Genomic DNA, 20,975 nt, shown 5'->3' with positions numbered 1-20,975 from the left:
ATCAGAATCTCCGTAAAATCTCATATTTGGTATTTCTCTGGGCTGGCTTTTTGCCTGCCCCTTTAATCATTTCAACCATCTTATTAATGGACATATCATAAGCTGTTCCTGCGGCCCTCACCACATTTTCCTCCAGCATAATGCTGCCCAAATCATCTGCACCAAAGCCAAGAGTCAGCTGGCCGATACGCTCCCCCTGGGTTACCCAGGAGCCCTGAATGTGCTTGATATTATCCATATACAGACGGCTCATGGCCAGATTGCGCATATAATCCCAACCAGATACCTTCTCCCCACCCATTTCAGTGTTGTGAGGCTGGAATGTCCAGGAAATAAAGGCTCTGAAGCCACCTGTCTTATCCTGAAGCTGACGAATTCTGTCCATGTGTTCAATGCGCTGAGCCATGGTTTCACCCAAACCGATAACCATAGTTGCCGTTGATTCCATACCAATGGAATGGGCACACTCCATAACATGAAGCCAATCATCAGTCATTATTTTCTTAGGGCTGACCCGCTTGCGCACCTCATCCACCAGGATTTCAGCACCGCCACCCGGGAGGCTGTCCAGCCCCGCAGCCTGCAATCTTTTAAGGCATTCCAATATGGAAATACCCTCCTGATAGGCAAAATGCTGGATTTCCGTGGCTGTAAAGGAATGAATGGTTATATCATATTTGCTCTTAATGGCCTTTAGCATATCCTCATAATATTTAAGGCCCAAATCAGGGTACAGTCCCCCCTGAATCATCAGCTGGGTACCACCCGCATCCACGGTCTCCTGCACCTTTGCCAAGATTTCCTCATTGGTCAGAAGATAGGCATCCTTGTGGTCCTTGCGACGGAAAAAGGCGCAAAAACGACACTCATTTTTGCACACATTGGTATAATTTATATTTCTGTCCACAATAAAGGTTACGGTATCATCAAACCGCTTGCGGCGTTCTGCATCAGCCGCACGGCCCATTTCTATTGGATCGCCGTTATTTAGAAGTTCCACGGCCTCCTTGGATTTCATACGCATTTATTCCGCCTCCTTTATTGGATGATAGAAGGTATCTCTTTCCACAGGAACCATCCCCGTCTCAGTAATAAGCTTTCTAAGACGCTCTCTGGTTGTACCGGTACCGGTCTTGGCACCGGCCTCATGGATAATCTTCTCCTCACCGATGGTACCATCCAAATCATCGGCACCAAAACCGAGGGCCAGCTGTGCCAACGGTGTTGTCAGCATAATCCAGAAGGCCTTGACGTGATCAATATTATCCAAAATCAGGCGGGACATAGCTATCATCTTCATATCCTCCCATGAGCCCACACGCTTTAGGTGACTAAGCTGGGTATTGGCTGGATGAAACGGGAAGGCAATAAAGGCCTGGAAGCCACCTGTTTCGTCCTGAATATCCCGTAGGGTAAAGAGGTGCTGAAGCCGCTCCTCAATGGTTTCAATGTGACCGTACATAATGGAGCAGTTTGTTCTAATACCAAGCTCATGAGCCGCTTTTATTGTTTCTATCCACTGGGCTGTGGTGGCCTTTTTAGGGCAAATTTCCTTGCGCACACGATCATTAAGAATTTCTGCACCGCCACCTGGCAAGGAGGACAAGCCTGCCTCCTGCAAAATCTTCAAAATTTCCTTTACAGATTTTCCTGTCATCTGGCTAAAATGCACCACCTCAACAGGGGTAAAGGCCTTAATGTCCACATTTGGAAGGGCCGCCTTCACCTGGCGCACCACATTCAAATAATAATCGAAGGTCTTGGTTGGATGCAGCGCACTTACAATATGGATTTCCCCAAGATTTTTGACTTTTTTGGCATCCTCAAGGACCTTGGCAATATCCTCCGGTTCCATAACATAGCCCCGCTTGTCCCCCTCCTCACACTGGAAAGCACACAGAGGACAGCCGGAGGTGCAGATATTGGTCAGATTTATATGTCTGTTTACATTATAATAAACATTTTTGCCACTTTTCTTTTCCTTCATTTTGCGGGCACTGGAGGCCAGAAAAAGAAGGTCATTATCTTCGTAAAGGGCAAGGGCATCCTGAAGGGTCAGACGATCCCCGTTTTCAGCCTTTGCCCTTGCAATTTTTATAGCTTCTTCAGTCATTTTGGTAAATCTCCTTAAGAACTAAACTGATGCTCAATCGAAGCGACGCAATATATTGAAATTGCAGTCACAGGCAGCCGGAATACGGCCTGCATCACGAATAATCTTAATAATATGATCCTCACTAAGAGCCGTAGGACTGGTTGCCCCAGCATCGTGAAGAATAGTTTCCTTATGAACAGTGCCATCAATATCGTTGGCACCAAAGCCCAGAGCTATTTGGGCCACTGGAACTGTAAGCATTACCCAATAGGCCTTGATATTCTTAATGTTATCCAACATCAAACGGGAAATGGCCATGGTTCTCAGGTCATCCCACATGGAGGTCTGCTTTACATTCTTTCCCAGCTCTGTATTTTTAGGCAGGAATGGGAAACATATAAAGGTCTGAAGGCCTCCCGTTTCATCCTGAAGATCACGTAATTTTATAAGGTGATCCACCCGCTCCTCAATGGTCTCAATATGACCGTACAGCATGCTGGCATTTGTTTTGATACCCAGCTTATGGGCAGTTCTGGCTACCTCAATCCATTCATCAGCAGTGGCTTTCTTTGGGCACAGCTCAGTTCTTACTCTGTCGGAAAGAATTTCTGCACCGCCTCCCGCAATGGCTTTAAGGCCAGCGGCCTTTAATTTTTTAAGCACTTCCTCAACACTGAGGCCGGAAATCTTAGAAAAATGGGTAATCTCAACCCCTGTAAAGCCCTTTAAATAAAGCTCCGGAAATTCATTATGCAGGGCCTGAAGCCGCTCCAAATAATCCTCAAAGGTCCAGTCCGGATGAAGTCCACTTACCACATGAAGTCCTGCCAAATTTGGGTCCTTTTTGGCATCACGAACAACATTAAGGGCCTCCTCAATGGAAAAGGCATATGCTCCCTTGCTGTCCTTATCCTTGCCAAAGGCGCAAAACTTACAATGGGAGGTGCATATATTCGTAAGATTTACATGGCAATTCACATTGTAGTAAACAATATCGCCGCACTTCTTTTTTCTCACCATATCCGCCATATTGCCCAACCAGGCAATATCATGGCAGTTAAAAAGACGGATACCATCTTCTCTGGTAAGTCTTTCTCCATTTAATATCTTTTGCTCAATATCTGCATATTCATCAGTTGCGTACAAAGCTTATATCCCTCTATTTCTATATATATTCTCGACATGTATGATGTATTTGTTTGCATACGGAATACATTATACCCTAAATGTTCTTTTTTTTCATCCCATTTGCATTTATTATGAGGGTATTTTCTGATTATTCTATGAAAAGATTTTTTGAAATAAGAAATATAGTTTTATTTATTTACGTCACTTACTTAAAAGTGCAAATGATTTTTCTGCAAATTTGAAAAATATATAAGTTTAGCTTATAATTACTAAGGAATTTTTTTATACAGTGAGATTAGGAGGTAGAAAAATGTTACTCGCTGGAATTATTATTGTTATTCTTACATTTGCGCTGATTATCAAAAAGGTTGAGGCGCGCCTGGTACTGTTCTTGGCTGGTATTATCATGTGCCTGATTGGTAATATGCCAGAGGATATTATGCCTGCTTTTATCAAAGCTATGACTAATAATTCTCTCGTACCAACCATCTGTACCGTAATGGGTTTTTCCTATGTTATGAAGCTGACCGAGTGCGACCAGCATCTGGTTCAGTCCATCTCAGGAGTTCTTAAGAAGGGTCGCGTTATTCTTGTTCCATTGTCCTTCTTCCTGACCTGGTGGATCAGCTTGGCTATCCCATCTGCATCTGGTTGTTCTGCAGCTGTTGGTAGTATTTTGATTCCAACTCTTATTGCAGCTGGTGTTCATCCAGCCATGGCTGCTGCCACCGTATTGGCTGGTACTTGGGGTAGTGCCATCAGCCCTGGTAATGCTCATAATCCATTTGTTGCTGACTTGGCTGGCACCGATATGATGACTGTTATCATCAACGAGACCCCAGCTTCCATCATTGCATCCTTCGCCTGCGTTGCAGTAATGACTGCTTATGCTGTTATTATGAAGGAAGGCGCTAATGAGGAGCGCAGTGAGGCGTATCGTGCATCTATTGAAAATGATGGTGTACATGATTTTGATTCCTTCAAGGTTAATCCTCTCAAGGCTATTGTACCACTGGTACCACTTGTACTTTTGATTCTCAGCTCCAAGCAGATTGCTGTGCTGCCAGAAATGAGCGTTGCTCTTTCCATGATTCTCGGTGTTGTTCTTGGTCTTTTAGTTACCTGGTCCAACGCACAGCAGGTTTGCAAGAACTTCTTTAGAGGCATGGGCGATGCTTACAGCGATGTAATTGGTCTTATCGTCTGCGCCAGCATCTTTACCACTGGTATGTCCGCTATAGGTCTTACCAAAGCCATGACTGAGCTCATGGAGGGCTCTCAGTCCGCAGCAGCTGCTGCCGGCACCTTTGGTCCTTTCCTTATTGCTGTTATTTCCGGTTCAGGTGATGCTGCTGCCTTTGCATTCAATGGTGCAGTAACTCCATTTGCTGAGCAGTTCGGTCTCAGCATTATGAACCTCGGTTCTCTGGCACAAATTGCCGGTGCAATGGGCCGTTCCATGTCCCCAGTGGCTGGTGCTGCTATTATCTGCGCTGGTTTGGCCAAGGTTAACCCTATGGAAGTAACCAAGCGCAATGCTCTGCCTTGTATTGCAGCAGCAATTGCACTGATGCTTTTCTTGTAATTGATTAATGAATTAAACGGAAGAAGGAATTTCCATGATTAATGAACAGCGTGTGCTGGATGAGTTTTTGGAATTGGTGCAGATTCGCTGTTCCACTCATGATGAGCGTGAGATAGCTGACCTGTTGACAAAGCGTTTGGAGACCTTAGGTGGTACTGTAAAGGAAGATAATGCCGGCAGTAAAATCGGTGGCAACACCGGTAATTTGGTGGCAGATTTCCCTGGTACTATTGAGGCTCCTACTGTAATGCTTACAGCCCACATGGACTGTGTTGAGCCATGCGAAGGCGTTAAGCCTGTAATAAAGGATGGTATCATCTATTCTGACGGTACTACTATCCTTGGTGGCGATGACAAGGCCGGTGTGGTGGCTATTTTAGAAACATTACGTCAGCTCAAGGAGAATAATCTTCCTCACGGCCCACTTCAGGTGGTGTTCACCGTGGCTGAGGAAAATGGTGTTCATGGCTCACAGAATCTGGATACCAGTCTCCTCCACTCTGATTTTGGCTTTACCCTTGATACTCATAATCATCCTGGTTCCATGACCTTTATGGCTCCTGGCAAGAATCAGATTAAGATTCATATTGAGGGCAAGGCAAGCCATGCAGGTGTTGACCCGGATGCAGGTATTAATGCTATCTGCGCTGCTGGTATGCTTATAGCTGATGCTCCTCAGGGACGCATTGACGAGGAAACCACCTGTAACCTTGGTAAAATCGTCGGTGGATCCGCTACCAATGTGGTGGCTGAAAGCTGTGATGTATTCTACGAAAGCCGCAGCCGTGACAAGGCAAAGCTGGATAAGATTACCAAGGACATTTGCGACCACTTCGTAAATGGTGCAGCCAAGACACATTGCAAGATTACTGCAGAGGTTAGTCCTGATTACGGCCCATATTGCCACGAAAAGGACTCCCCGGCTATCAAGACAGCAGTTAAAGCCGCTGAAAAGCTGGGACTGCCTGTAAATCTTGAGGAATCAGGCGGTGGCTCCGATGCCAACCACTTCAACACCTACGGTGTCCCTACTGTAGTTCTCTCTGTTGGAATGGAAAAGGCCCACACCAAGGATGAGTACATTGAAATTAAGGATTTGTACGACTCTGCAAGATGGACCTTGGAAATCGTAAAAACCGTTGCTGAAAACAAATAAAAAATAATTGCCCCTTAATTGGGGCAAAAAAATTGAGGTTAGCCGATTGGCTAACCTCTTTTTTATTTGGTACTACGTTTAATATTAATTTTAGTTGAGTCCCGTCGTAAGACCGGCCTGTCTACCAGTCGTACCACTATTACCATTAGTTTTATAGTTAGGATTAATTACAATCTCAACATCTGTTAATTTACCATTTTCAAATTTGAACTTCTCTGCCTTAACTCCAAGACTATTTGTTGTAGGATTACTAACGTTATCCAAAGCATAATCGGAGTAAAAGTATCTATGGGTTGAGCCGTCCTCTACAGACGAAAATCCAAAAATACTAAGATCTTGAAGCGTAGTGTTACTAGCATTACCGCCCCGTGTCAAGGAGAAATTATATCCATTTTCATCATAAGAAAAAGTTCCCAACAAAACACTTCCTGAAGCCGCAGTCCCCAGTATACTTTCAACTTCAGCCTTGGACCTATTACCATTACCAATAAGCTTATCTTTAATACTTTTCAAATACTTTACATCCACAGCCAAACGCTCACTATTAGGAACATTCTTCAGATCTTCTACACTCATTGATGCCCATCTATCCTGCTCTGTTTCAACCCCAAGAGCCTGGGCTACTCTGGTAAAGGTATTGGAAATGGCTTCATCAATTCCACTGCCCTGCATAGCTATAGCAATAGCCAAAATAAACGCCAAAAGCAGAGCATACTCCACTATCCCCTGACCATTTTGTCTTCTTCCAACACTTAATCTTTTCAACATAATGAATCACCTCTCTAAGTACATTATGCCTCTGATTAATCACATTCCTGTTACCTTATTATCGTCAGCCAGTACTTTATACTTAATTATAAATTAAAAAATTTTATTCATCAAACCAATTTTCATTATTTATAAAAATTGAGGTTAGCTTTTTTGCTAACCTCTTTTGTTTTTCTTATTTTTTACTTAGTTACTGTGACATTAAGATCTGCTCTACTGGTTCGCCCATCAATTTCTTTACCCGAATTTGGATTAACTGCTAAATTTACACTTGTGACTTTACCATCACTGTCAAATCCTATATTCATTATTTTTATACCATTACCAGTCTTTTTCTTACCATTATTGTAGAACTCCTGACTATTGGAAAGAGCATAATCAGAAAAAAGATAGCGACGGGAAGAATCAAATGCTGTGCCGTCCGGGGATTTTGTAGCCCAATTAAATAAGTCATTACCCGAAGCAGATATTTGATTATCAAAATTTGTTTTAATAAAATTACCATCTGCATCCGTGTCTTCAGTGAAATGTCCTAATAAAATACCATTAGAATCTATTTTATCTAGCTTGCTTACATTTACTTTTAAAATACTCGCCAGTGTTGCTTTATCCATGCCAATAAAATGATTGCCAATATTGGACAAAAAATCCCGGTCAGATGCCAGTCGTGCCGCAGCAGATGCACTGTCATTTAAAAGATCATTGGCATTCATCGTACTCCATTTATCCTGATCTGTCTCAAATCCCAAAGCCTGAGCCACTCTAGTAAAGGTATTGGCAATGGCAGTATCAATTCCACTCCCCTGCATAGCTATAGCAATAGCCAGAATAAACGCCAGCAACAAGGCATACTCCACTATACCCTGTCCCTTTTGTTTTTTCATATCTCTTACATTCATCAACATAATGAATCACCTCTCTATAAACATTATGTCTTTCATTAAACACCCTTCTGTTACCTTTTTATCGTAATTATTGAATTTTAACTTAATTTTTATTACCCTAATAATAAAACAAAAATAGGTGAAAATCCATGCTTTCACCTATTTTAATTTTATTTTAATCTTATGCTGTTTTTAAACCTTAAACTGTCTTACAGCCTCCTGCAACAGCTCTGCCTGGGCACTGAGCTCCACAGATGCAGAAGCGCTTTCTTCAGCCGTGGCAGAATTTGTCTGCACTACATTTGATACCTGTACAACCCCTTGATTAAGCATTTGCAGTGATGAATTCTGCTTTACAGAAGCATCGGCAATTTCGCTGACAAGAGATGCCACCTGACCTACGCCATCCTTGATACTCTTTAAAGCCTCAGAGGTTTCATTGGCCAGCTGGGTTCCGAGATTAACCTTGGTAATGGATTCCTCAATAATATCCGTGGTTTCCTTGGCAGCCTTGGCGCTTCTGGCAGCCAGATTTCTGACCTCCTCTGCTACCACTGCAAAGCCCTTGCCGTGCTGGCCGGCCCTGGCCGCCTCGACAGCTGCATTAAGGGCCAAGATATTGGTCTGGAAGGCAATCTCATCAATTACCTTAATAATCTTGGCTATATTGTTGGAGGATTCATTTATATCTCCCATGGCTTTTAACATTTCATTCATGCGCCTGTTACCCATATCTGCTTTGCCGTTGGCATCACGGGTAATATTGTTGGCGTGTTCAGCCTTCTGGGCGTTCTGGGCTGTCTGGTTTGTAATCTCCTGAATCGTGGCGGATAGCTGTTCCACAGAAGCCGCTTGGGTGGTAGCACCCTGGGCCAGCATATTGCCACTGTCGGAAATATTTTTGGACCCTGCAGCCACCTGTGATGCCGAAACACCAATACTCTTCATTAGCTCGTGCATGGTGTTCTTCATCTTATTGGTATTTATTGCCAGCTGAGCCAGCTCATCACTGCCAACAACTGTAATATCATTGGTAGTAAGATCACCAGATGCAATTCTGGTCATTGTCTCCGTAACATCATATACTGCATTCATCTTGCGGTTGATGATATAAATGGAAACTGCACCAACAATGAGGAACAAAACAACTGCGGCCATTGCCATCTTAACCAAAAATTCCCGTTCCTGAGCAATAACAGGCGCACTTGGAGCACCAACAAAAAGCATGCCCACACGCTTGCCACTGCCGTCAACAATAGGCTGATAGCAGGTGTAATATGGTACGCCGATTACATCCGCCTCCACATTGGCAACCTCACCCTTGCCCATTACTGTGGCAACAATATCATCGTTAGCCTTGGTACCAACTGCCCGCTGACCGTCCTTCATAACATTGGTGGAAACACGGGTATCATTATTGAAAATTGTAACAGCCTCTTCCCCAGCCAGAGCATCCAATTCGCTGGAAAGGCCCTCCATCAAGGTTGAGCCCTTATACAGCTTGCCATCCTTGATATTCCACTCACCGGGGTACTTAACTTCAATCAGCTGCTCTACCCTCTCAGCCACATCAGCCACCTTGCTGATATAGGCTTCATCAAAGCCCTTTGCTGAATTTATGTAAGCCAGAATCCCCAGCAATACACACGCAACCAGCAAACAACCATCTACAAATATTACTGCCTGTGTTTTTAACTTCATACTCTTCCCTCTTTTCGGCGAATTGAGCCTAATAATCTGACTTGCATTTTCGTTCACAACTTCACATTTGTAAAATTCGCTACGATATATAAAATATCCTTTATTGGTATTAAATTTTTAATAAAAATACACTTTTCATTTGCAGATTTTTCCAATAATTCCTATTTAAATGATATTTATTCGCATTTTTTTAAGTCCCTTCACAAAGGTACCCAAAATAAGTATAATAAAGATACAGACAAAATATTCAATAAAGTCTGACTCTTTTTTCTAACAAAAAAGGGGGTGCATAGGTGAAATTCAAAACGGATGCTATTTGGTATGAGATTTTATGGTAGAAGGTGATGGAATAATAGACGACCTTCTGGAAAACGTGGAAGTAGACCGGTAAGCAGTCGTCGAAAGTTGATGTTTTTGCCGATTATTAACTGCCGAATTATTAACTACCGTGTTATTAACTATCGTGTTATTAATTGCCGTTTTATTAACTACCGAATTAGTATAATTTGTGAATCAAAAAGCAGGATTCCTGTTATTGGGACCCTGCTTTTCTTATGCTTTTCCTTATGACCTTTTATACTTTTTCAAACATATCCTTGGTGACACCGCAAATTGGGCATACCCAATCATCAGGAATATCCTCGAAAGGTGTGCCTGGAGCGATACCGCCATCTGGATCCCCCACCTCAGGATCATAAATATAACCGCATGGTCCACACTGATACTTGTCCATAATAACTCTCCTCTCTTAAATAAAACATGTATATAAATAAATTATACATCACCCCAAATACCGGAAATCCATTTGCTTTCATTAACCAGACGCAGCTTGCGACTGATTTCAAAAAGCTCATCCGTATCTTGCTTAACCTTTTTATCATTTCCACTGGCAGACAAGGCGTAAAAACGCTTCACCTGCTCTCTTGTGTATTTATTCTTTATAAGAATAGCCTGACACAAGTTATTAAACAGCATATTGGTAGTGAAAAATTCCGTATGGGTTTCACGGGCAAAATACCTTGTGAGTTTTAGCATGGTATCACTGTATTCAAGCAAGGCTCCATACAAATCTCCCAAAGTCTTGAGTTCAAACCAGAAAAGGTGCCGCAAATGATTGTAGGCCGGCGTTGGCAAATATTCCAGCTGCAAAGCTGTGCTATACATTTCAATGAACTCATGATACTCATCATTCTTGGAAAGGTACTCGTTAAGAGTTACCTCATCCAAAGGCAATATCTGGTACTCCCCATGGGCAATCTGATGAATGATTCCATCCTTGTATTTCTGAATATTTTCACTCAGCTCCACAAACTGGTTGTCGGCTATCTCCAAAAGTCCCGCAATTCGGGAAAACTCACGGCGTATTGTACTAGGGACACCAAAAGAGCTCTTGTAACCCAAATCATGCTCTATTTCAGCCCAGGCATGCTGCAAAACTGTACGTATCTGAATCTCACAGCGAATTTTGCAAAGCTCCTCATTATAGCCATCCTCAGGGCGCAAAGATACAATATTATGGAGAGAAAGATAACCAAACTGGGTTGCCGTAAGGGCAGCCCTTTTGTCCACGGAATTTTCCTCATCCACCACAAAGGTCTCTCGCAAAGCATCGGAAATCTTGTCCACAGTATCATTTAGGTAACAAATAATACGGGCACCACAAAGGTCTGTTATATCGTAAATAGATGAATACTTACCACTTTTGCGGCGCAACTTATCTGCCAGACTGTCAACTGTCTTTATACGGTGGCTGACTTCCATCGTGAAGAAATTATGCTTTTTTATCATCTCCGTTAATTTATTATGAAGGATTTCACCTAATTCATTATAGGTATCAATGTTCTTTGAGTAAGTCTGAAGTATTTCTTTCTCCTTACTCAGCAAGTCACCGTACATAACTTCTCCCCCAAAATCTGTGATGATATCACACATATATACACTTACATTAATTCTCCACCAAAAAGAAAAGTCCTGCAAAAAAAAGGAACACTTGATAAAAAGCAAGTGCTCCTAAAAAAATGTCTTTATTTTTTATCCTCTAAAGTCATATTACATGCCTGCCACAGGCTCTTTTGACTCTTCCTCATCGTCCTCAACATGACCTGTAATAAGCTCCTTGCCACAGTGCTCAACCACAAGGACTGCCAATGTCATAAGGGCCAGAGCCAAAATAAGCTGGAGACCATCCACCATAAATACGAAGTCACCAGTACCCAGCTTGGTATAAATTCCCATAACACTAAGAACCAATGCACTCATGGTAACCAGGAACATAAAGGTCATTGGCACATAGAGCATCCAGCCCTTGCGGCCGGTAGTACGGAGGAACACAGCCAAAGCGATAAGAACAAGGGCAGACAGAAGCTGATTGGCTGCACCAAAGAGAGGCCAGATGTTCATATACCCTGCCAGACACAGGAGATAAGCCAATACAAGGGTAACTGCGGTAGATACATAATTATTACTAAAGAATTTTGCTACTGCATTCTGTTCTTCACCTTCATCAGCCGCAAACAGCTCCTGCAGGGACATACGGCCGATACGGGCAACAGAATCAATAGTAGTCATGGCCAAAGCGGATACACACATGGTCATAAAGCAAACTGCCACATGCTGAGGAAGACCGAACATCATAAAGAAGCCACCAACTGCCCCGGCAAAAGTCTGGAAAGGAGTGCCCTGTGGCAGTACGCCATCAGTTGCAGCAGAGCAAACGATTACCAAGGCCACAACACCAAGCAGGGATTCAACGAGCATGGCACCATAACCTACGGACAGCATATCCTTTTCATTATCGACAGTCTTGGAAGAAGTACCGGAGGAAACGAGGCTATGGAAGCCAGACACTGCACCACAGGCAATGGTGATAAAGAGAATTGGGAACAAGCTCAGACCATTTACCTCGAAGCCAACAAAGGCTGGCATGTTGATAGTAGGATTTGCAACCAGTACACCAATAACAGCTCCTGCAAGCATCCCCAGAAGCAGGAAGGAAGAAAGATAATCACGAGGCTGCATCAAAAGCCACATAGGAAGTACAGAAGCAATGAAGCAATAACCAAATACCACATAACGCCATACAGTGGCATCAAAATATATAGGGAATGCTATACCAGCAGCCATCATGGCCAGGAAAAGAACAAAGCCCACAGCCAGCTTTACACCCTCCTTAGGCTGGAATTTACGGATGAAGAAGCCAAAGCCCATGGCCACGAAAATGTACAGCATAGAAATAGATGCTGCGGAGGCATTCGGAACTGCCAGACTGCCATCCTTGGCAAAGCCATTGAAGGTATTGGCTACGATATCAGCAAAAGCGGCGATTACCAACAAGGTGAACAGCCAGCAGAACAGCAGAAACAGGCGACGACCTGTTTTACCTACATACTGTTCAATAAGCATACCCATTGACTTGCCCTGATTTTTCACAGAAGCATAAAGAGCGGTGAAATCCTGAACTGCACCGAAGAACACACCACCCACCAGCAGCCAGAGAAGTGCAGGAAGCCAGCCAAACATAGCGGCAATAATTGGTCCAGTGATAGGGCCTGCTCCTGCGATGGACGAAAACTGATCGGCAAATACTGTAAACTTTGATGCAGGAGAATAATCCTTGCCATCCTCGAATTCATGGGCTGGAGTTTTGGCATCCACGTCAATACCCCAGGTCCTGACCAGCCATCTGCCGTAAACCAGATATGCAGCTGTAAAGAATACAATTGCAAAACCAACGACCATTAATCCATTCATAAATAATTCCTTCTTTCCAGATTAATAATAGAAACATTAGGCCTCACAACACCAACAAAAAAATCCTCCATCTCCAGTTTCCTGAAGACGAAGGATTAACTCCGCGGTACCACTTCTCTTGCTGTCTGTACAGACAGCCACTTTATAACAGACCATCATCTGCCCTTTTTGATAACGGTGAAGACACCGGAGAAACTTATCCCAAACCTATATTGGGTTCAGCCCTCTGCTGACAGGTGATAAAATACAGAATCCGCTTTGCCCCACTCACACCATATTGAAGCTCGCTGAAAAGCACTACATCTGCACTCGCGTCCTGAGTCTTTGCATTTGTGTTGTTTTGTTGTGACATATAGTAACACTATCCCTAATATAGGTCAAGAAAAATATTTGATTTTGTAATATTTTTTTATAAAAACAGCGAACTGTCAGACAATTGTGTGCAAATTATCCTGTTTTCCAGGACAATATTCTGTATAGTCCACTACGAAGATACATTATTACATTTTAAACAGAATCATTTTGCATAGCCGCAATAATTCGCTTCGTTGGCAAAAAATGAAGAATAAGACAGCAAATTATCATCTCAGGTACAACAGTGCATCCGTTATAAATAGCAGAATACATCACAGGAGATGTTCCTTCTGGTGCGTATGAGCCAAAAAACACCACCCCGGAAATAAAGTGAAGCAGGAACTTAACAAAAAAAGCTACAATAGTTCCTAGAATAATTCGCTTTTTAAATATGGACACCACTGCCATGGCCATATAAGGGAATGGATAATCAAACAATACCTGAACCGGATGATAAAAATACGGATCCATCATAAGTCCAATAATTCCACAAATAAAACCAGCCAAAAGAGTAATACGACCACCATAACAGCAGGCCAGCAATATGAGAGGTATCATAGTACCAAAACCCACATCGCCCCCTTGAGGCATCTTGAAAAAACGAATCTGATTAAGCACTATTGTCATGGTAATAACCAGAGCTGTGCGTGAAATTATCTGCGCTGAATAATGACTATTATTAACCGAAAACATATTTACTACACCAAACCTTAATTTAAAAATAAAACTTCTGTTATTATACAACAAAATATCTGTATATTAAAAATAATTATTTATTAACTTTTATATGCTGTTTTTCCGCCTAAAAGATTGGACTCTTTTCCCTTGCTTACATATTGCAATTTAGGTAGAATTGAATTAATGGATAATGTGTATTTTATATGACGTTAGGGAGGTTTCTTCTTGGAGAAAATTAAAATTGAAAAGGGTCAAACCCTTTACCAGTGTGACGAGCCAGTAGAATATTTGGATATCGTCCTGACTGGTGAAATTGCCATGACTGACGGCACCAATACAGAGGTAAGTCTCACCAATGGTTCCGTGATAGGGGCAACCTACAAGCCGGGCGAAGGATACAGCTTTAATTATGTGGCAAAGGACACTACCATCATTCTGCGCTTTGATTATGAATCCGAGGATGATATTGTAACTGCCGTAACCAGTACACCTGCTGTGGCCCCTGCTATTGCAGCCACCAGCATGGAGGCTGCAAAAAACACACTCACTGCTTTATCTGAGGCTACAGATGCCGCCAATGCTCTCTGCAGGGAACTAAAATACAACTACAATGAGTATCAGTTTATGTGTGTACAGCTGGGAAAAGCTCCATCAAAATATCCTATGCTGGATGTTTTGGCTGCTCCGGAGGCTTCTGAGGCCCTTTCCGGCTGGCAGGCAGATATTTGTAATGCCTTCTGTGATAACAAGGAGGAGCTGGAAAAGAGCTTCTACCCGCTCAATGTAAACTTCTGTGTTGAAACTGTTATGCGTGCCGCTTCTCTTGGCCGTTACTTCATACAGGAGCTTCTTTCTGTTCTGAACTTTATTAACACCACTAAGTATACATCTGCTGACTTCACTTCAGAATTCTATGATGTTAAATCACGTATTGGCGGCGACAGCTCTGCTTCATCCGGTGCTGCTCCTACCATCAAAAATGCAATTGATATGATTTTGGCATTCTCCGGTGTGGATTCTGAGGTGGCTGATAACTTCCGCAAGGATGTTAAGGCATATATAGATGTTGAAGACCGTCATTCTCACTCTGATGAGATGCGTCGTCTCCGCAGAAATCTTTGCGATGGCTTCTATAAGATTTACGAGGAAGCATTCTATAAGAGCCTGGAAACTGACCACCTGCCTGTAGAGGTTCAGATGTTCTTCTACTTTGGCTTCGTTGATGAGGTGATGGCCGGTGAAGCTAATACCGAATTTCTTTACAAGACCGTAGTTGGTTGGGAGAAGGATCCACATGGTCGCATCCTCTCATTCTACGATTGGCTTGTAAAAATCTACAAGGGCGAGGCAATGCCTTCCAAGAATGAGTTTGACAGTGACTGGCTGGATTATCTCCGTGAAGAGGTCCGTAACAACAGAATGACCCAGAAAGAGGCCGATAAGCTGAAGGAAGATGGTCGTGCCAAGGTAGATTACGAGATTCACAATATGTTCATGGGTGCCAACAAAACCACCCATGGTCATCTGGCCTCATTCGTGCCAATGTTCAACTCTCAGGATGTGATTCGTCCACTGGATAAGTGTCTCCTTACCCCATCGAATGTAAGAGCATCCTTCCAGAAGGTTTTGGACATTGATTACAGCCTGTTCTATCGTCCGGCGCTGAAATCCTATCCTGAATTTAAGATTCAGCATTTTATGTACAACACTGAAATCAAGCCATATATCATTCTTATGCCAAATATTGGTATCCGCGGTCTTATGTGGCAGGAGGTGGAAGGGCCTCGCAAGGAGACTCCGGCTCACATGATGCTGTCCATTTTCCACACTGAAGAGCTGGATGCAACTGTCGTGAGGATGTGTGCCTTCTTCCGTTGGGAGATGTGCCGTCGTATCATGGGTGTACGCTACTCTGATATTTCCGAGCCATCCCTCACTTCCGAGTATACCAACTATCTCCAGTTCTACCGCAAGAACGGTTACCTCTCCAGTGACGCCAAGGAAAGCATTAAGATGGCACTGCAGAAGGCCCGCAACGATTATAAGGTAGTATTTGTGGCTGACTATGAGAAATACATCCTCAATGAGGCTCAGGGTATGTCCCGCCTTAACAAGGAGGCCCGTGAAATACTCTTTAAATACTGCACCTTCTCTGCTAAATACCGCAGTCTACGTGGCAGTACACCACAATACTCACAGCTGTGCGAGGCCTTTAAGCTATCCCAGGCTAACCGTCTCCACAATCTGGATCTGACTCTCAGAAAGATGAAGAGCATAAATCCAGACGGCGTGGCTCCGGAGGTTCCTGCTGAAATCGAATTTGCAAAGCTGTAAAAACACTACAAAAGCCCATGGATATGGCGGCTACATGCTGTTCATGTTCATGGGCTTTTTACATTATTTTATACGAGCAATATTCTTATTCAAATTTCTCACTTGTATACATCTTTTTTTTGGCATTGGTAAAAGGATTTTAAGCGAACAGTAAAGAATATTACCTAATTAGAGATATTAATCCGACTTTGTGCTCTGGGAGGTGCAGAAAGTGCGTAATATATGGGGGAAATTTATAAAACAGCTTAATATGAAGGCACTGTTTTGCCTTACAGCCATACTGGCCTGTATTTTTGTCGGGGCCAAAATGATGTCTGCATTGCCCGCGGAAGCCAACAACGAAAAGGTCATTCGGGTGGGATATTATGAGGAAAACGGCTTCCAGATGGGAACTGGGGACAATATTGTAAAAAGCGGCTATGCCTACGATTATTTACAGCGCCTTAAATTATTAAATTCCTGGAAATACGAGTATGTATATGGTACCTATGGAGAGCTTTATGATAAGCTCCTAAATGGAGAAATTGACTTTTTGGCAGGACTGGCCCACACTCCTGACCGTGAAACGGTTATCAGCTTCCCTGATGAACCTATGGGCTACATTCAATATTTGTTCTTCAAGCGATCCTCTGATGATTCTGTCACTTCAGAGCCCAGCTCCTTTAATGGGAAAAAGATCGCAGCCCTTACTGGAGCCCAATATAACCTTGCCTTAAAATTCTTAGCAGATCACAATATTCAGGCAGAACTCATTCAGTACAATGACCTCAAGGAACGTGATGAGGCCCTGAAAAAAGGCGATGTAGATATAATGATTGCCGAGGGATATAATTCCTTCAAAAATATGGGAATCGAAAATTGTCTGGAAGCCGGCACCTCTGATTATTATTTAGCCGTCAATAAATCCCGGCCTGATATTTTGTCAGATGTAAACCGGTCCCAGCACAGATTATACAGGGAAAGTCCAGATTTTATTGCTGATCTTACGAATAAGTGGTTTAAGCGAACCTCCTTCACCACTACCCTATCCAAGGTTGAGAAGAAATGGCTGGCGGAGCATGACAGCATTACCGTGGGCTATCTAAATGATTATCTGCCATACTGCACTACTGACAGTGACGGCAACGTTACAGGTGTTGTAAAGGATATTGTTCCTGAAATATTTAAGTCTTTGGGATTTTTAAATATTAAAGTCTCCTACAAGGGCTACGATAATGTCACTGATCTCAATGAAGCCTTGCATAATCATGATGTGGATGTGATATTCCCGGTGGTGTCCAATTATTGGATCACTGAAATGCACGATGTTGTGCCAAGTGTTCCAGCTGTAAGCTCATACTTTAATGTTTTATATGCAGGTGAATACCCTGACCTGGCCAATTCCAAAATTGCTGTATCAAAGCGCAACGGCATAATGGATGACTACAGAGTAGTATATTATCCAAATAGTAAGTTCACTTATTATAAAAATGCTTATGACTGTCTTGATGCTGTTTTAGATGGCAAAGCTGATGCGGTATTTGTCAGCGACCTTAGAACAGAATATCTCTTAAGGAGTAAAGACAGATATAAGGATTTGAATACAGCCCAGCTTTTAAATGAAGGTACCCTGGGCTTTGCCGGACTGCAGGAAAATATTGAGGGAATGCAGGTGATAAATCACGGTCTAAGCCTGATAGATAAGGATTTTGCCCTCTCCCATGCCTATAACTATATGCCAAAGGATGATATTACAGTGACGGAATTTTTCCGTAAAAACTTCTGGATTCCTATTGGCATACTGAGCCTGTTCTTCCTGGTGATTATCTTCTTTATTTCCAGAGAAAGTAAGAAAAAGACTGCATTTCTCCGCACCACGGAGGAACAGCGGCAAAAGCTGGCGGATCAGGTGGAAGAGATTTCTATACTGAATGAAGAGCTAACTGCCATGAATGAGGAGCTGCAGGCCCGTGAAGCACTTCTGGAGGAGCTTTCAGAGGAAAAGGATTTCCAGCTGGCAAAAACCAAGATTCTAAATCAGCAGCTTCAGGACCAGCATGCGGAGCTTCAAGAGGCACGGGATGCAGCAAACAAGGCCAATGATGCCAAAACTGCATTTTTGTTCAATATGAGCCACGATATCCGTACACCACTCAATGCCATAATCGGCTTTACGGAGCTGGAGGAACGGTCATCGGAAAGCACCATAAAAAATAAGCAATACCGCAAGAAAATCAAGATGGCCAGCCATCAGCTGCTGGATATTCTAAACAATGTTCTGGAAATGTCCCGCATTGAAAGCAAAAAGCTGGTTATTGAAGAAGGGCTGACTGATGCTATAGAGCTGTTTGAGTCCTGCCTTGCCATTTTCGAAGGCGAGATGAAAAACAAAAATCAACATTTTACCAGCTCCTGCGACATCAAGCATCAGTACCTGTATATAGACAGGACCCATGTGGCAGAGATTATAATGAACATCTTCAGTAACTCCGTAAAGTATACCCAGGAGGGTGGAAATATCTTTGCTGGTGTCAGAGAGCTGCCAGGAAACAACGCTGGCGAGTGTATCTTGGAATTTACCATTCGTGATAATGGTATTGGTATGTCCGAGGAATTTGTAAGCCAAATCTTTGAACAGTTCTCTCGTGCCCGCACTACCTCCCAAAGCGGTATTCAGGGTACTGGTCTGGGGATGGCCATTGTAAAAAGTATGATAGATTTAATGGGTGGTACCATTACAGTCAAGAGTAAGCTGGGAGAAGGAACAGAAATGACCTTCAGGCTGCCTCTTAGAATTGGTGAAGCACCTCAGGAGGCTGATGAAAGCAGTGTTCATCCAGAGGTACTTGATTTCAGCGGAAAGCGGATTTTGATGGCCGAGGATAATGAGCTAAATGCAGAAATTGCCATGACCCTGTTGGAAAACAGTGGGGTCGCTGTAGAGCGGGCCAAGGATGGTCTGGAATGCATCGATATGCTGACAGAGCACGATGCCAATTATTATGACATGATTCTTATGGATGTGCAGATGCCAAATCTAAATGGCTATGACACTACACAACAAATAAGGAAAATGTCTGATCCAATAAAAGCCAATATCCCTATAGTAGCCATGACAGCCAATGCTTTTAAGGAAGACCAGCAGCGTGCATTGGATATGGGCATGAACGGTCATCTGGCCAAGCCGATTAACATTGGCAAGGTCTTCGGTACTCTAAAGGAAATATTATTGGAAAAAGACGAAAAATAGGCAGATACCACGACAAAAGGGGCTGTCGCGCTAAAAAAAAATTAGTTGCGATGCCCCTTTTTATTATGCCTCTTTTTACTTTAAAAATTCAGGGCCGAAGCTCATGGGAAGAAGCTCCGCCAAGGTCATTTCCTTATAATCTTCCGTGGATTTTCCTATAATGACCGTAATCTCTTCAGGATTGCCAAACTCCCTCATTACCTGCCGGCACACGCCGCAAGGAGTACAATAATCCTCTATTTTCCCATCTGGCCCCCCCACTATGGCCACTGCCACCAGCTTGGCTGATTTATCCTGGGCTATGGCATGGAAAATAGCATTCCTCTCCGCACATATCCCTGCCGGATAGGAAGCATTTTCCACATTCACCCCGGTATACACCTTACCATCAGACATCAGCACCGCCGCTGCCACATGAAAATGAGAGTACGGCGCATAGGCATGGGATATATTATCTAGTGCCTTTTGTATAAGCTCTTTCCGATCAAAATCTATAGCCATAATTCTGCTCCTTTATATTCTAAATTTCCAATTATTCGATATTTTCTAATAACTGTGGTGTATGATGTGTGTTTTTTGATAGGTTGCTTTAATTTTATATTTTATATACTTCTTTTGTTGAATTATGTAATATTTTATAAAAAATTTCCTAATTTCTTTTATGTATTTTCACAAATATGTTATAATTATGTTGCTGCTTTTCCTCTATACTACGGTAGCAGAGGGAGGTGTCTTATGAACCATTTAACCTTCCTTGAATCTGTTATTGCAGGTATAGTAGCCTTCTATATTTGTAAATGGCTGGACAGATTCTTAAAATAAGCAGTCAGCCGAAGACTGAGCACGGTCTATAAACGTGCAAGAACCCCTGTGATAAGTGTAGCAGACTCATCACAGGGGTTCATCTTTTGGTGAATATGAACCATCAACCTTCTTAAACACCATTTGCCTTGCAATAATTATACCCCACAAAACATTACCTGGCAAGTATAGTTGCTTACTATATTTGCAAGTGGCTTGACAGACACCTGTTATAAGCAGCCACCCCCGACTGAGCACGGCCGTAAAAAGTGCAAGACCCTCGAAGATGATAGTTTTCCAGGCCATTCATCTATCGAGGGTCTCTTTTTGTGCCTATATGTCGTTAGTCAATCTTTCCTACAACAATTATAGATTTTTCAGAAAAAAGTCAATAAATGTGCAAGAACCCCTGAGATGTAAGTGTACCAGACCTCATCACAGGGGTTCTTTTTTGGTGAAATAAAAACACATATCATTAAAACACCATTTGCCTTGTGTCTATTATATATTAC

At 42.8% G+C, this 20,975-nt stretch carries 15 protein-coding genes; 4 read left to right on the top strand and 11 right to left on the bottom strand.

What is annotated here, in order from left to right:
• Window position 1: 1 nt before the first annotated feature.
• The 3 genes from mqnC to mqnE (T355_RS0106855) are packed head-to-tail and all read right to left on the bottom strand — an operon-like array spanning window position 2 to window position 3,241.
• Window positions 2–1,024: a cyclic dehypoxanthinyl futalosine synthase gene (mqnC, locus tag T355_RS0106865; RefSeq protein WP_027397117.1), complete on the bottom strand. Its 1,023-nt coding sequence runs from the start codon at window positions 1,022–1,024 to the stop codon at window positions 2–4.
• Complete coding sequence (gene mqnE / locus T355_RS0106860) at window positions 1,025–2,113, bottom strand: aminofutalosine synthase MqnE (protein ID WP_027397116.1); 1,089 nt, start codon at window positions 2,111–2,113, stop codon at window positions 1,025–1,027.
• Between the two features lie 33 nt (window positions 2,114–2,146).
• The gene (gene mqnE / locus T355_RS0106855) at window positions 2,147–3,241 is read right to left on the bottom strand and encodes an aminofutalosine synthase MqnE (RefSeq protein ID WP_027397115.1); all 1,095 of its coding nucleotides are present in this window, start codon (window positions 3,239–3,241) and stop codon (window positions 2,147–2,149) included.
• Window positions 3,242–3,533: 292 nt separating this feature from the next.
• Here mqnE (T355_RS0106855) and dcuC point away from each other — a divergent pair, with 292 nt between their 5' ends.
• Window positions 3,534–4,808 (top strand): C4-dicarboxylate transporter DcuC, encoded by a 1,275-nt coding sequence (gene dcuC, locus T355_RS0106850; RefSeq protein WP_027397114.1) that lies wholly within the window; start codon window positions 3,534–3,536, stop codon window positions 4,806–4,808.
• Window positions 4,809–4,842: 34 nt separating this feature from the next.
• Window positions 4,843–5,964, top strand: coding sequence for a M20/M25/M40 family metallo-hydrolase (locus tag T355_RS0106845; RefSeq protein WP_027397113.1), 1,122 nt, complete (start codon window positions 4,843–4,845; stop codon window positions 5,962–5,964).
• Window positions 5,965–6,054: 90 nt separating this feature from the next.
• Here the strand turns inward: T355_RS0106845 and T355_RS0106840 are convergent, their stop codons facing one another.
• From T355_RS0106840 to thiT, 7 genes are all read right to left on the bottom strand, one after another.
• Window positions 6,055–6,732: a Flp family type IVb pilin gene (locus T355_RS0106840; RefSeq protein ID WP_027397112.1), complete on the bottom strand. Its 678-nt coding sequence runs from the start codon at window positions 6,730–6,732 to the stop codon at window positions 6,055–6,057.
• Between the two features lie 182 nt (window positions 6,733–6,914).
• On the bottom strand, window positions 6,915–7,637 hold the full coding sequence (locus T355_RS0106835) for a Flp family type IVb pilin (RefSeq protein ID WP_027397111.1): 723 nt from the start codon (window positions 7,635–7,637) through the stop codon (window positions 6,915–6,917).
• Between the two features lie 171 nt (window positions 7,638–7,808).
• Window positions 7,809–9,317 (bottom strand): methyl-accepting chemotaxis protein, encoded by a 1,509-nt coding sequence (locus T355_RS14725; protein ID WP_051555442.1) that lies wholly within the window; start codon window positions 9,315–9,317, stop codon window positions 7,809–7,811.
• 574 nt (window positions 9,318–9,891) lie between these two features.
• A complete protein-coding gene (gene rd, locus T355_RS14985; protein WP_071997179.1) occupies window positions 9,892–10,050 on the bottom strand; it encodes a rubredoxin in 159 nt (52 codons plus the stop codon).
• A gap of 41 nt (window positions 10,051–10,091) precedes the next feature.
• Window positions 10,092–11,213, bottom strand: coding sequence for a GTP pyrophosphokinase (locus tag T355_RS14720; protein WP_051555441.1), 1,122 nt, complete (start codon window positions 11,211–11,213; stop codon window positions 10,092–10,094).
• Between the two features lie 153 nt (window positions 11,214–11,366).
• Window positions 11,367–13,067, bottom strand: coding sequence for a carbon starvation protein A (locus tag T355_RS0106815; RefSeq protein WP_027397110.1), 1,701 nt, complete (start codon window positions 13,065–13,067; stop codon window positions 11,367–11,369).
• A 507-nt stretch (window positions 13,068–13,574) separates the two neighbouring features.
• The gene (gene thiT, locus T355_RS13820) at window positions 13,575–14,114 is read right to left on the bottom strand and encodes an energy-coupled thiamine transporter ThiT (protein ID WP_037329976.1); all 540 of its coding nucleotides are present in this window, start codon (window positions 14,112–14,114) and stop codon (window positions 13,575–13,577) included.
• A 210-nt stretch (window positions 14,115–14,324) separates the two neighbouring features.
• On the opposite strand from thiT, the gene T355_RS0106805 reads away from it, so the two are divergent.
• Both T355_RS0106805 and T355_RS14715 read left to right on the top strand, forming a co-directional pair.
• Window positions 14,325–16,433, top strand: a complete 2,109-nt coding sequence (locus tag T355_RS0106805; protein ID WP_027397109.1) for a Crp/Fnr family transcriptional regulator — start codon at window positions 14,325–14,327, stop codon at window positions 16,431–16,433.
• 211 nt (window positions 16,434–16,644) lie between these two features.
• Window positions 16,645–19,662 (top strand): ATP-binding protein, encoded by a 3,018-nt coding sequence (locus T355_RS14715; protein WP_051555440.1) that lies wholly within the window; start codon window positions 16,645–16,647, stop codon window positions 19,660–19,662.
• A 75-nt stretch (window positions 19,663–19,737) separates the two neighbouring features.
• Here the strand turns inward: T355_RS14715 and cdd are convergent, their stop codons facing one another.
• Entirely contained in the window at window positions 19,738–20,163 is a 426-nt protein-coding gene (gene cdd / locus T355_RS0106795; RefSeq protein ID WP_037329974.1) for a cytidine deaminase, read from the bottom strand.
• Window positions 20,164–20,975 lie beyond the last annotated feature (812 nt).

It is taken from the genome of Anaerovibrio lipolyticus LB2005 (assembly GCF_000621545.1).
Lineage (GTDB): Bacteria > Bacillota > Negativicutes > Selenomonadales > Selenomonadaceae > Anaerovibrio > Anaerovibrio lipolyticus_A.
The sequence above is the reverse complement of the archived record's forward strand: the minus strand, read 5'-3'. Positions and strand labels throughout refer to the sequence as shown.

Bases quoted from the DNA above. Each gene is read 5' to 3' on its own strand.
- mqnC (WP_027397117.1), bottom strand. From the start codon at position 1,024: ATGCGTATGAAATCCAAGGAGGCCGTGGAACTTCTAAATAACGGCGAT.
- mqnE (WP_027397116.1), bottom strand. From the start codon at position 2,113: ATGACTGAAGAAGCTATAAAAATTGCAAGGGCAAAGGCTGAAAACGGG.
- dcuC (WP_027397114.1), top strand. From the start codon at position 3,534: ATGTTACTCGCTGGAATTATTATTGTTATTCTTACATTTGCGCTGATT.
- T355_RS0106845 (WP_027397113.1), top strand. From the start codon at position 4,843: ATGATTAATGAACAGCGTGTGCTGGATGAGTTTTTGGAATTGGTGCAG.
- T355_RS0106840 (WP_027397112.1), bottom strand. From the start codon at position 6,732: ATGTTGAAAAGATTAAGTGTTGGAAGAAGACAAAATGGTCAGGGGATA.
- T355_RS0106835 (WP_027397111.1), bottom strand. From the start codon at position 7,637: ATGTTGATGAATGTAAGAGATATGAAAAAACAAAAGGGACAGGGTATA.
- T355_RS14725 (WP_051555442.1), bottom strand. From the start codon at position 9,317: ATGAAGTTAAAAACACAGGCAGTAATATTTGTAGATGGTTGTTTGCTG.
- rd (WP_071997179.1), bottom strand. From the start codon at position 10,050: ATGGACAAGTATCAGTGTGGACCATGCGGTTATATTTATGATCCTGAG.
- T355_RS14720 (WP_051555441.1), bottom strand. From the start codon at position 11,213: ATGTACGGTGACTTGCTGAGTAAGGAGAAAGAAATACTTCAGACTTAC.
- T355_RS0106815 (WP_027397110.1), bottom strand. From the start codon at position 13,067: ATGAATGGATTAATGGTCGTTGGTTTTGCAATTGTATTCTTTACAGCT.
- thiT (WP_037329976.1), bottom strand. From the start codon at position 14,114: ATGTTTTCGGTTAATAATAGTCATTATTCAGCGCAGATAATTTCACGC.
- cdd (WP_037329974.1), bottom strand. From the start codon at position 20,163: ATGGCTATAGATTTTGATCGGAAAGAGCTTATACAAAAGGCACTAGAT.